This window comes from Actinophytocola sp., assembly GCF_035942955.1.
Lineage (GTDB): Bacteria > Actinomycetota > Actinomycetes > Mycobacteriales > Pseudonocardiaceae > DASYTH01.
This window is the reverse complement of record NZ_DASZCQ010000289.1, coordinates 1-13,415: the sequence shown is the minus strand read 5'-3', so window position 1 is coordinate 13,415 and position 13,415 is coordinate 1. Positions and strand designations below refer to the sequence as shown.

Annotated in this window: 3 protein-coding genes; all 3 read left to right on the top strand. The window is 72.2% G+C overall.

The window, feature by feature from the left end; genetic code table 11:
• The coding region (locus tag VGX25_RS29370) for an SDR family NAD(P)-dependent oxidoreductase (protein WP_326921180.1) at positions 1–1,696 on the top strand (1,696 nt) is incomplete at its 5' end.
• Between the two features lie 6 nt (positions 1,697–1,702).
• Positions 1,703–12,616, top strand: coding sequence for an SDR family NAD(P)-dependent oxidoreductase (locus tag VGX25_RS29365; RefSeq protein WP_326921179.1), 10,914 nt, complete (start codon positions 1,703–1,705; stop codon positions 12,614–12,616).
• A gap of 60 nt (positions 12,617–12,676) precedes the next feature.
• Positions 12,677–13,243, top strand: a complete 567-nt coding sequence (locus VGX25_RS29360; RefSeq protein ID WP_326921178.1) for an FcoT family thioesterase — start codon at positions 12,677–12,679, stop codon at positions 13,241–13,243.
• Positions 13,244–13,415 lie beyond the last annotated feature (172 nt).

Genomic DNA, 13,415 nt, shown 5'->3' with positions numbered 1-13,415 from the left:
GGAGTTCGAGGAGCAGTTCCTGGCCGCCACCGACGGTCAGGGGGTCGACGTGATCCTGGACTGCCTGGCCGGCGAGTTCGTCGACGCGTCGCTGCGGCTTTTGCCAAGGGGCGGGCGGTTCATCGAGATCGGCAAGACCGATCGGCGCGACCCACAGGAGGTTGCCCGGATCCACGCCGGCGTGCGCTACCAGACATTCGACCTGCTGGAGACCGGCCCGGAGCGGATCGGTGCGGCGCTCGACGAGCTGGTGGCGCTGTTCGAGCGCGGTGCCGTGGGGTTGCCGCCGATCACCACTTGGGAGATCACCCGGGCGGTCGAGGCGTTCCGGTACCTGAGCCAGGCCAAGCAGATCGGCAAGATCGTGCTGACCATGCCGCGCCCACTCGACCCCGACGGCGCTGTGTTGATCACCGGCGGCACGGGTGTCCTCGGCGGCAACCTGGCTCGGCATCTGGTCGAGGTGCACGGAGTGCGGCACCTCGTGCTCACCAGTCGCCGCGGCCCGAACGCCGACGGCGCCGCCGAACTACGCGACGAGCTGACCGAACTTGGTGCCACCGTTACCATTGCCGCCTGCGACGCGGCCGACCGGCACGCGCTGGCCGAGCTGATCGACTCGTTGGACCACCCGCTGACCGGGGTCGTCCACGCCGCCGGCGTGCTCGACGACGCCACCGTCGAATCCCTGACGCCGCAACAGGTGGAGCGGGTGTTGCGGCCCAAGCTCGACGCGGCGGTCAACCTGCACGAGCTGACCCGAGGCCTGGATCTGGCGATGTTCGTGCTGTTCTCCTCGGTCGCCGGGATTCTGGGCACCGCCGGTCAGGGGAACTACGCCGCCGCCAACGCCGCGCTGGACGCGCTTGCCCAGCACCGCCGCGCCCACGGGCTGCCGGCCACCGCGCTGGCCTGGGGCATGTGGGCACAGGCCACCGGCATGACCGCCCACCTCGACGACGCCGATCGGGTCAGGTTGAGCCGAAGCGGCGTGCAGCCACTGTCCACGGCGGAGGGCATGGCCCTGTTCGACGCCGCCACCATGGTGGACAGCGGTGTGCTGGCGCCGATCAAGCTGGACCTCGCCGCGCTGCAGGAACGCGCCCGCGGCGCACCGCTCCCGGCCGTCCTGCAAGGCCTCGTGCGGGTCCGGCGCACCGCACAGTCCGCCGACGCGGACCAGGCCGCGGCCCTGCGCGACCGCCTCGCCGCTCTGTCTACTTCGGACCGGGAGCAGCTGGTGCTCGACCTGGTGGGCGCGCAGGTCGCCGCCGTGCTCGGGCATGCCACACCCCGAACCGTCACCGCGGACCGGGCCTTCACCGACCTCGGGTTCGACTCGCTCACCGCGGTCGAGCTGCGCAACCGGCTCAACGCCGCGACCGGGCTGCGCCTGCCGGCCACCCTCGTCTTCGACTACCCCACCCCCGGCGTGCTGGCCAGGCACCTGCGGGCGAGCCTGGTGCCGGGCGGCGAACCGGCCGAGCAGCCGGACATCGACGAGGCGGAGATCCGCCGGGCACTGGCGTCCGTGCCCATCGCCGAGCTCAGGTCGGCGGGCATTCTCGACACCCTGTTGCGGCTGGCCGGTTCCCGGGACCAGGAGCCGGCCGCCCCGGACGACGCCGAAATGATCGACGCGATGGATGCCGACAGCTTGGTGCAGCGAGCGTTGAGCATCCGAAAGAGGCGGTGAATACGCATGGCGGACGACCCGGCTGTCGCGATCGTCGGGCTGGCCTGTCGCCTTCCCATGGCGGAGAACCCGGCGGCGTTCTGGCGGTTGCTGACCACCGGGACCTGTGCCGTCACCGAGGTGCCCGCCGGCCGCTGGGCGGTCGACGCCCAGCTCGACGACGGCACCGCGCGGATCCGGCACGGCGCGTTCCTTGACGAGGTCGACCGGTTCGACCCCGCCTTCTTCGGGATCTCGCCGCGCGAGGCGCTGGCCATGGACCCGCAGCAGCGGTTGATGCTGGAGCTGGCCTGGGAAGCCTTGGAGGACGCGGGAATCGTGCCGGCCGAGGTCGCCGGCAGCCGCACAGCCGTGTTCGTCGGCGCGATCGCCGACGACTATGCCGCGCTGTGGCAGCGACTCGGCGCCGCGGGCATCTCGGCGCACACGCTGACCGGGCTGCACCGCGGCATCATCGCCAACCGGATCTCCTACACCCTCGGCCTGCGCGGTCCCAGCGTGACGATCGACGCGGCCCAGTCGTCCGGACTGGTCGCCGTGCACACCGCGGCCGAGAGCATCCGGCGGGGCGAGTCCACTCTGGCCATCGCCGGCGCGGTGAACCTGAACCTCGTGCCGGAGACCGCCATGAAGGCGGCCGCGTTCGGCGGCCTTTCCCCGGACGGCCGCTGCTTCACCTTCGACGCAAGGGCGAACGGCTATGTGCGGGGCGAGGGCGGGGGAGCGGTCCTGCTCAAGCCGCTGGCCGCGGCCGTCGCCGACGGCGATCCGATCTACTGCGTGATCCGCGGCGGCGCGGTGAACAACGACGGCGCGACGGACGGCCTGACCGTGCCGAGCGCCGCGGCGCAGCGCGAGGTGCTCCGGCTGGCCTACCAGCGCGCCGGGGTGCCGATGGCCGACGTGCAGTACGTGGAGCTGCACGGATCCGGGACCAGGGTGGGCGATCCGATCGAAGCGGCGGCGCTCGGCGGGGAGCTCGGCGCGGGCCGCGCACCGGACTCGCCGCTGCTGGTGGGATCGGCCAAGACCAACGTCGGCCACCTGGAGGGCGCGGCCGGCATCGTCGGCCTGATCAAGGCGGCGCTCTGCCTCCGCCACCGCGCGCTGCCACCGAGCCTGAACTTCGAGACGCCCAACCCGGCCATTCCACTGGAAGAGCTGCGGCTGCGGGTACAGACCCGGCTCGGACCGTGGCCATGCGAGGAGCAGCGGTTGCTGGCCGGGGTCAGCTCGTTCGGCATGGGCGGCACCAACTGCCACCTGGTGCTCACCGAGGCACCCGCTCAGGCTGTCGAGAGTGGACGGTTGGTCGAGCCCACACCCGTCGGCACGCCGTTGCCGTTCGTGCTCTCCGGTCGCAACGACGCCGCGCTGCGTGCCCAGGCGGCGCGGCTCGGTGAGCATCTCGATGCCCACCCCGATCTGGCGATCGCGGACGTGGCAACCTCGCTGGCCACGACCAGAACTCCGTTCGAGCACAGGGCGGTGCTGCTCGCCCGCGACCACGAGGACCTGACGCGGGGTCTCGCCGCGCTCGCCGCCGGCCGGGACGCGCCCGCCGTGGTGCGGGGCAACGGCACGGCCGACGGCAGGACCGCGTTCCTGTTCACCGGGCACGGCGGCCAGCGCGTCGGCATGGGCCGCGAGCTGTACCGCACGTTCCCGGTGTTCGCCGAGGCCCTTGACGAGGTGTGCGCCCACCTCGACCCGCACCTGGAGCACCCCGTGCTCGAGGTGATGTTCACCGGGATCGGCGGGACCGACCTGCTCGACACGATGGCGTACGCGCAGGTCGCCCAGTTCGCCATCGAGGTGGCGCTGTACCGGTTCGTGCGCCACCTCGGCCTCACCCCGGACTATCTGAGCGGCCACTCCCTCGGCGAGCTGGCCGCCGCCCACGTCGCCGGCGTGCTGTCGATACCGGACGCGTGCGCCCTTGTCGCCGCACGGGGCCGGCTGATGGACACCGCGCCGGAACATGGCGCCATGATCGCGATCGAGGCCACGGAGCCGGAGGTGCTGGAGTCGCTGGCCGGCCACGAGGACCGGGTGGCCGTCGCCGCACTCAACGGTCCACAGAAGACGGTCATCTCCGGCGACGCGGAGGTGGCCGGCCGGATCGCGGACGCTTGGCAGGAGCGGGGCCGCAAGGTCAAGCGGCTGCGGATCAGCCGCGCGTCCCACTCGCCGCACATGGACGGGGTGCTTGCCGAGTTCCACGCGGTCGCGCGCACGCTCACCTTCCACCCGCCGGCCATTCCGGTGGTGTCCAACCTCACCGGCGAGCCGGCCGCCCCGGGGGAGCTGGACTCGCCCGACTTCTGGGTACGGCACCTCCGGCAGCCGGTGCGGTTCCACGACGGCTTCCTGCGCCTGCGCGAGCTCGGCGTCACCAGGTTCGTCGAGATCGGCCCGGACGGCGTGCTCACCGCCGTGGCCCGCGAATGCCTGGCCGGCGAGGAGCGGCGGGCCAAGCCGGTGCTCACCTCGGTGCTGCGCCGGGACCGCCCGGAACCCACCACGCTGATCATCGCGCTGGCCCAGGCATACTGCGCCGGCGCTGTCGTCGACTGGGCGGCCCTCGCTGGCGACCACGGCCGGCGGGTCACCCTTCCTACCTATCCCTTCCAGCGCAAGCGGTACTGGCCAGACGTCCGGAACACCCCGTCCGCGCAGGCTGACCTTGAACCGTCTACCGTGGACGTTGCGGACGATCAGGAGCCGGAGGTCCGGCAGTCACCAGTGGAACTGGTATGCTCCAACGTCGCCGTCGTGCTCGGGTACGACTTGTCGGACACAGTGGACACCGGCAAGACGTTCAAGGACCTGGGGTTCGACTCGCTCACCGCGGTGGAGCTGCGGGACCGGCTCAGCGAGGCGACCGGCCTGCCCCTGCCGGCGGCCGTGCTCTACAACTACCCGACGCCGGCGGCGCTCGCCGACCATCTCAGTGCGCGGCTGGCCGGCGCGGCCGAGCCCACCGCTGTCGTCGTGCGGGAGACCGCGCCCGTCGAGGACACCGCCATCGCCATCGTGGGGATGGCGTGCCGGTACCCGGGCGAGGTCGAGTCGCCCGAGGACCTGTGGCGGCTGGTGTCCTCCGGAACCGACGCGATCGGAGCGCTGCCCACCAACCGCGGCTGGGACGTCGAGGGTCTCTACGACCCGGATCCGGAGCGGGTCGGCAAGATCTACGCGCGCGAGGGCGGATTCCTGTACCGCGCCGACGAGTTCGACCCGGAGTTCTTCGGCATCAGCCCGCGGGAGGCGGCCGCCATGGATCCGCAGCAGCGGCTGCTGCTGGAGGTGTCCTGGGAGGCCTTCGAACGGTCGGGCATCCTGCCCGGCTCGGTGCGCGGTCAGCGGGTCGGGGTGTTCGTCGGCGCCACCCCGCTTGACTACGGCCCGCGGCTGCACCAACCGGCCGACGGGCTCGAGGGCTACCTGCTGACCGGCACCACGCCGAGCGTCACGTCCGGCCGGATCGCCTACGCCTTCGGGTTGGAGGGTCCGGCGCTCACCGTCGACACGGCGTGCTCGTCGTCTCTGGTCGCGGTGCACCTGGCGGCAAAGGCGCTGCGGCACGGGGAATGCGGCCTTGCGCTTGCCGGCGGCGCGACGGTCATGTCCAGCCCCGGCATGTTCCTGGAGTTCAGCCGGCAGCGCGGGTTGTCGCCGGACGGCCGGTGCAAGGCGTTCGCCGCAGCCGCGAACGGCACGGCCTGGGCCGAGGGCGCTGCCGTGCTGCTGCTGGAGCGACTGTCCGACGCCAGAGCCAACGGACACCCGGTGCTGGCCGTCGTGCGGGGCACCGCGGTCAACTCCGACGGCGCGAGCAACGGGCTCACCGCGCCGAACGGCCCGTCGCAGGAGCGGGTCATCCGCCTTGCGCTGGCCGACGCCGGACTGTCCACCGGCGACGTCGACGCGGTCGAGGCGCACGGCACCGGGACGTCGCTCGGCGACCCGATCGAGGCCGAGGCGATCCTGGCCACCTACGGCCAGAACCGGCCGGGAGACCGTCCACTGTGGCTCGGCTCGCTGAAGTCCAACATCGGCCACTCCCAGGCCGCGGCCGGGATCGGCGGGATCATCAAGATGGTCGCCGCGATGCGCAACGGCGTGCTGCCGCGGACCCTGCACGTGGACGAGCCGACGCCGCACGTCGACTGGTCGGCCGGCAACGTCGCGCTGCTGACCGAGCCCGTCCAGTGGCCACGCACCGACCGGCCGCGCCGTGCGGGCGTGTCCTCGTTCGGCATCAGCGGCACGAACGCGCATGTCATCGTGGAGGAGGCGGCGCCACCGGTCGAGGTCGCCGAGCCGCGCCGTGCCACCGGCGTCGTGCCGTGGATGCTCTCGGCACGCAACGCCGTGGCCCTACGGGCCCAGGCAGAGCGGCTGCACCAGCACCTCACCGCCGCGGATCCCGTTCCGGATCCCGCCGATGTCGGGTACACACTTGCCAACTTCCGGACTGCGCTGGCCGAGCGCGCGGTCATCCTCGGCACCGATCGGGAAGAACTGATGCGGGGCCTCGCGGCGCTCGCCTCCGGTGCGGACGCCGCGGCGGTGGTGCGCGGCAACGCGGGCGGGGCCGGGCGGACCGCGTTCCTGTTCACCGGGCAGGGCAGCCAGCGGCTGGGCATGGGCCGCGAGCTGTACCGGGACAACCCGGCCTTCGCCGCGGCGCTGGACGCCGTGCTGACCAATATAGACAGTCAGTTGGACCGTCCCCTTGGGGAGATCCTGTTTGCCGCGGAGGGCTCGGCGCAGGCCGCCCTGCTCGACCAGACCCGGTACACCCAGGTCGCGCTGTTCGCCGTCGAGGTCGCGCTGTTCCGGCTGCTCGAGCACCACGGCGTGCTGCCCGACTACCTGCTCGGCCACTCCATCGGCGAGCTGGCCGCGGCGCACGTCGCCGGCGTGCTGTCCCTCGAGGACGCGTGCGCGCTGGTCGCCGCCCGCGGCCGGCTGATGCAGGCCGCGCCGGAGGGCGGCGCGATGGTCGCGATCCAGGCCACCGAGGCGGAGGTGCTGGAGTCGCTCCGCGGCCACGAAAGCCTGGTCGCCATCGCCGCGCTCAACGGTCCACGCGCGACCGTCATCTCCGGCGACGCGGAGCTCGCCGGCGAGATCGCGAGCACGTGGCGGGAGCGCGGACGCAAAACCAAGCAGCTCCGGGTCAGCCACGCGTTCCACTCCCCGCACATGGACCGGGCCGCGGAGGAGTTCCGCGCCGTCGCCGCCGGTCTGACCTATCACGAACCGCGGATTCCCATCGTCTCCAATGTCACCGGAGACGTTGCCACGGCCGCGGAGTTGGGCTCGCCGGACTACTGGGCCGAGCACATCCGCCAGGCCGTCCGGTTCCTCGACGGTGTCCGTTGCCTCGCCGAGCACGGCGTCACCACCTACGTCGAGCTCGGTCCGGACGGCGTGCTCACCGCCATGGCGCAGGACTGCCTCGGCGACGGCGACTCCGAACCGGTGCTCGTTCCCGTGCTGCGCCGCGACCGTCCGGAGGCCCATTCGGTGGCCGCGATGCTCGCACACGCCTACGCCCGAGGACTGAGTCCACAGTGGACAAGATACTTCCCTGGCGCCCGCCGGGTCGACCTGCCCACGTATGCCTTCCAGCGCCGTCGCTACTGGCTCGAGACCACGGCGAGCGATAAGGACGCCACCGAGCTCGGCCTCGACCGGGCCGACCACCCGCTGCTCGGCGCCGCGGTGAGCCTGGCCGGCGGCGACGGGATGCTGTTCACCGGCCGGCTGTCCCGGCACGCGTACCCGTGGCTGGCCGATCACGCGATCGCCGGGACCGTCGTGCTGCCCGGCACGGCCCTTGTCGACCTGGCCATCCGCGCCGGCGACCAGGTGGGTCTGGACCACGTGGCGGAGCTGACCCTGGAAGCCCCTGTGGTCCTGCCCGAGCCCGGCGCGGTCCAGGTGCAGCTGGTCGTGGGCGGTCCGGACGAGTCGGGGGACCGCACCTTCACCGTCTACTCCAGACTCGACGGCGACGCGGCGGAGGGTGGCTGGACCAGGAACGCCAGCGGCCTGCTGACCGGTGGCGCCCCGGAGACCGGGGTGGAGCTGGGGGAGTGGCCCCCGGCCGGCGCGTCACCGATCGACCTCGACGGCGGCTACGAGCGCCTCGCCGAGCTCGGCTACGGCTACGGCCCGCTGTTCCGCGGCCTGCGCGCGGTCTGGCGGCACGGCGCAGACATCTACGCGGAGGTCGCGCTGCCCGGCGACGCCGACGGCGCCGGGTTCGGCATCCATCCGGCGTTGCTGGACGCGGCGCTGCACCCGCTGGTGCTCGACGCCGGCGGCACCGACGGCGGCATCGCGCTTCCGTTCTCCTGGAACGGAGTCTCCCTGTACGCCACGGGCGCCACCGAGCTGCGGGTGCGCTGGTCGCCGGCCGGCAACGGGATGGCCATGACCGTGGCCGACGGCGCCGGCCAGCCGGTCGCCTCGGTCGACTCGCTGAGCCTGCGCTCGATCTCCGCCGAGCAGCTCGCCGTCGCCGCCGCGCAGACGGACGACGTGCTGTACCGGGTGGACTGGGTGACGGTGCCGGCCACCGCCGCGTCCGGCCGGATAGCCTTCGTGGGCAAGGACGTCCACGGCGTCACCGACGCGCTCGACCTCGAGTGGCACACCGATCTTGCCGCGCTCGGCGAGGCGGTCGCGGCCGGCGGGCCGGTGCCGGACGTGGTGCTCGCGTCGCTGTCCGGCCCGGAGCAGGCGGCCGATATCGTTGCGGCCACGCACGAGCTGGCGCACCGCGCGCTCGACCTCGTCCAGCACTGGTTGGCCGACGACCGGTTCGCCGCCGCGCGTCTGGTGCTGCTGACCGGCGGGGCGATCGCGGCGCACGCCGGCGAGCACGACGTGCCCGATCTCGCGGCCGATTCCCTGTGGGGCCTGGTGCGAAGCGCCCAGGAGAACGTTCCGGACCTCGCGGCCGGCTCGGTCTGGGGACTGGTGCGCGCCGCCCAGTCGGAGCATCCCGACCGGCTCATGCTGATCGACGTCGACGCCCAGCCATCCTCGCTGGCCACCCTGCCCGCCGCCGTGGCGACCGGCGAGCCGCAGCTCGCCCTGCGCGAGGGAATCGCGCATGCGCCGCGGCTGGCCAGGATGCACGCGCCCACCGATCCTCCATTGAGGACGTTCGCGCCGGACGGAACGGTGCTCGTCACCGGCGCCACGGGCACGCTCGGCGCGCTGCTCGCCCGCCATCTGGTGACCCGGCACGGGGTGCGCCACCTACTGCTCACCAGTCGACGCGGTCCAGCCGCGGACGGCGCCACCGAGCTACGCGACGAGCTGACCGAGCTTGGCGCCGAAGTCACCATCGCCGCCTGCGACGTAGCCGACCGCGACGCACTCGCCGTACTGCTGAACACGCTCGAGCGCCCGCTCACCGGCGTGGTGCACACCGCGGGCGTGCTCGACGACGGGACCATCGAATCCCTGACCCCGCAACAGCTCAGCACCGTGTTACAGCCCAAGGTGGACGGCGCGTGGCACCTGCACGAGCTCACCAGGAACCTGCCGCTGTCGGCGTTCGTGCTGTTCTCCTCCATCGTGGGCACGATCGGCATGGCGGGCCAGGCGAACTACGCGGCGGGCAACGCGTTCCTGGACGCCCTTGCCCACCACCGCCGCGCCAGGGCGCTGCCGGCCACCTCCCTCGCCTGGAGCCTGTGGGCCGGTGGCATGGCGGACACGCTCGACGAGGCCAACCTGGCGCGGTGGAACCGAAGCGGCCTCGCCCGGCTCGGCCGGGAACAGGCCCTCACGTTGTTCGACACCGCGCTGACCGCGAACAGCCCGGTGGTCGTGCCGGCCCGCCTTGACCTTGCCGCGCTGCGAACCCAGGCTGGCGCCGGGCTTCTGCCGGCGGTCTTCCGCGGTCTGGTCAAGGTGCCGAGCCGGCGCACCGTCGAGGCCGCCGCCACCGGATCCGCGCCGTCCTGGGCGAAGCGGACGGCGAGCCTGCCGCCCGCCGAACGCGATCGCGCCGTGCGGGATCTGGTCAACACCACGGTGGCCACCGTGCTCGGCCACGGCGCCTCGGCCACCATCGATGCCGACCGCGCGTTCAACGAGCTGGGCCTTGACTCGCTGACCGGGGTGGAGCTGCGCAACCGGTTGAACGCGGCCACCGGCCTGCGGCTGCCGGCCACCGTGGCCTTCGACCACGCGTCCCCCGGCGCATTGGCCGGCTACCTGCTGGGAGAGGTGTCCGGCATGAGCGATGGCGATCCCGCGCCAGCGGAGCCGGCGCCGGTGGTGACCGCTCCGGCGGCGGGTGACGCACCGCCGCTGCTGGAGGCGGCTGAGCTGGTCGACGGCGACCAGGCCGTGCTCACCGGCCGGTTGTCCGTGCGCACCCATCCGTGGCTGGCTGACTGCATGATCAGCGACACCGTCCTGTTGGCCGGCGCCGCGTTCGCGGAGCTCGCGGTGCAGGCCGGTGCCCGGGTCGGTTGCCCGCACCTCGCCGAGCTCGCCATCGAGGCGCCGCTGGCGGTGCCGGAGCACACCGACGTCCAGCTACAGCTGATCATGGGTACGCCCGACCCGTCGGGTCGCCGTCCCCTCACCGTCCACTCGCGACCGGGCGCTGGCCCGGTCGGCGACCGGTCGTGGACGCGGCACGCCGCGGGTGTCGTAGGACCCGAACCGGACCGTGCCGAGGGTTCTGCCGATGTCCAGGCCTGGCCGCCGATCGGTGCGGTACCCGTCGAGCTGGCGGACGCCTACCCGCGGCTCGCCGACCGGGGATACGGCTACGGCCCGGTCTTCAAGGGACTGCGGCGGGCCTGGCGCCTCGGTGCGGACGTCTACGCCGAGGTGGAGCTGCCATCCGGCGCCGACCCGACCGGGTTCGGGCTGCATCCCGCCCTGCTGGACGCCGCCCTGCACCCCGTGTTGCTGAGTGCGCTCGACGATGACCCCTACCTCGCCCGGCCGCGACTTCCCTTCTCCTGGACCGGAATGCGGTTGCTCGCCAGCGGAAAGTCCGCGGTACGGGTGCACCTGTCCCGCATCGGGCCGGACGCGGTGCGCATGGCCATCACCGACGGCGCTGGTCTCGGCGTGGCCACGGTCGAGTCCGTCGCGCTCCGGCCCATCTCGACCGAGCAGCTTGCCCGCGCCCGCGCCGTGCACGAGGACTCGTTGTACGACCTGGTCTGGGTCGACGTCCCGGCCGGCATCGACTCAGCGTACACACAGGACAGTTGGGCATTGCTGGGCGCCAGCGTCATCGATCGGGAAACCTTTGCCGGACAGGGCATCCGTGCGGAAAGCTACCGGGACTTCGGTGCTCTTGGCGAGGCGCTCACGTGGGGCTCGGCGGTGCCCGACCTGATCGTGGTGAGCTACCCACCGGGTGCCGGCGACGTGGTGTCCGGCGCCCGGGACACGCTGGCGCGGGTGCTTGCCGACGTGCAGGCGTTCCTCGCAGACGAGCGGCTCTGCGCCACCCGCCTCGTCGTGCTGACATCCGGCGCGGTCCTCATTGGACAGGATGACCCGCCGTCCGACCTGACCCACGCACCGGTGTGGGGTCTGCTGCGTTCGGCGCAGTCGGAGAACCCGGAGCGGTTCGTGCTCGTCGACCTGGACGACCGGGAAGTCTCCAGACACGCCGTGCCGGCCGCCGTGGCCACCGGTGAACCGCAGCTCGCGGTGCGGGACGGCCGGGTCACCGTGCCAAGGGTCGCCCATGCCGAGATGTCCACAACGGACGGCACGCCGGCCGCGGAACTGCTGCGCCCCGGCGGCACCGTGCTGATCGCCGGAGCGACCGGCGCGTTCGGCCGGATGATCGTCCGCCATCTGGTCACCGGGTACGGGGCTCGGCACCTCCTGCTGGTCACCCGCAGGGGACCGCGTGCCGACGACGCGGCGGAGCTGGCCGCGGAGCTGGCGGCGCACGGCGCGCGGGTGCGGTTCGCCGCGTGCGATGTAGCCGACCGCGGCGCGCTGGCCGAGCTCATCGCCTCGATTCCCGCGGAGCACCCGCTGACCGGAGTGATCCACACCGCGGGTGTGCTCGACGACGCGACCGTGGAAACGCTGACGCCTCAACAACTGGACACGGCACTGCGGCCGAAGGTGGACGGAGCGTGGCACCTGCACGAGCTCACCAGCGGGCTGGACCTGTCGATGTTCGTGTTGTACTGCTCGGAAGCCGGGCTGCTGGGCATCGCCGGACAAGGCAACTACGCCGCGGGCAACGCGTTCCTCGACGCTCTCGCCCGGTACCGCCGCGCCCGCGGCCTGCCGGCCACCTCGCTCATCTGGCGGGGGTGGCGGGAGACGGGTGGAACGACCGGCCGTCCCGGCGAGACCGACCCGACCTGGATGGCTGAGGACAGCGACGCCATCTCCGTCGAGCACGGCCTCGCTCTGATCGATGCCGCGCTGGAGGCGGACAAGGCGTTCGTCGCACCGGCCAGAGTGGATACGGCCGCGCTGCGCGCGTTGGCCCGATCGGGCGTGGTCCCTTCGATCTTCCGCGGTCTGGTGCACACCGCGAGCCGCGCGATGTCGGGCGCCGCCGCGACGGCCGGCACGTGGAACCGGCGCCTTGCCGGCCTGCGGGAGCCCGAGCAGCGCCGGCTCATGCTGGATCTGGTTCGCCGGCACGTCGTCGCGGTGCTCGGACACGCCGCGCCCGACCCGATGCTGCCCGACGAGGCCTTCACCGACTTCGGGTTCGACTCGCTGGCCGGCGTCGAGCTGAGCAACCGGCTCAACGCGGCCACCGGGCTGCGGCTGCCCGCCACCCTGATCTTCGACCACCCCACGCCGAGGGAGCTGGTGGAGCATCTCCTCGACGAGCTGTTGGCGTTCGACGCGGAAAACTCCACAATTACCGACCAGTGACGGCCGCGCATTACCGTAGAAATTGCACATCAGGTGGACCGTCTACCAAGGAGATCTGACATGACCGGGTCTGTCCTGCGATTGGTTGACGCGACCGCGTCGCGGTTCCCTGATGATCCACAATTGCTGGAGCGGGTGCTGCAGCCGTACAAGCCCCATTGCCGGTACCTGACATCATCCTCGATGACGGTCCGGAACGGGCTGGCCTCCGCGCGCGGTGAGTTCCAGGTGGACAGTGCGGAGAGTATCCTGGACACCGGGAAGCTCGACGCGATGGAATTCAGCATCTGCTACGAGCAACTCGTCCGCTACCTGATCGCGAAGTCCATCAAGGAGCGGGCGGTCCCCGCGCTCGCCGGCTGGGCCACGGACGATTATTGGGTGAGGCAACTGCCCGAGATGCTGATCGTCCGGTTCAACAGCGCATTCCGCTCGCCGATAGACTCGTCCTCCTTCGGTGGCGAGGTCGACCTCGTATCCTTCACCGAAAGCGCGGTCCGGCGTCCGGTGCTGCTCGCCGAGACAACGTGCCGGTTCTGGGATGGCCGTGGGGGGCGTGCTGACGGGGAGATTTTGCTGGCCTTGCTTGATTCGCCTGATCCGAGGTCGGAGCGGAAGGTGGCGTGAGGGTCGGTTTTCGTTGTTGGGTGGTGGTTTCTTGCTTTCGGCCGTTCCCGGCTGCGTCGGAACGCCGGGGTGGTTCCGTTGTGCTTGCTGGGCACGGCGTTCCGTGGCACGGCTGTGGACAGGCGCCCGTGTACTGATTGCGGGGCAGCCCTGTCCACAGCCGTGCACCGGA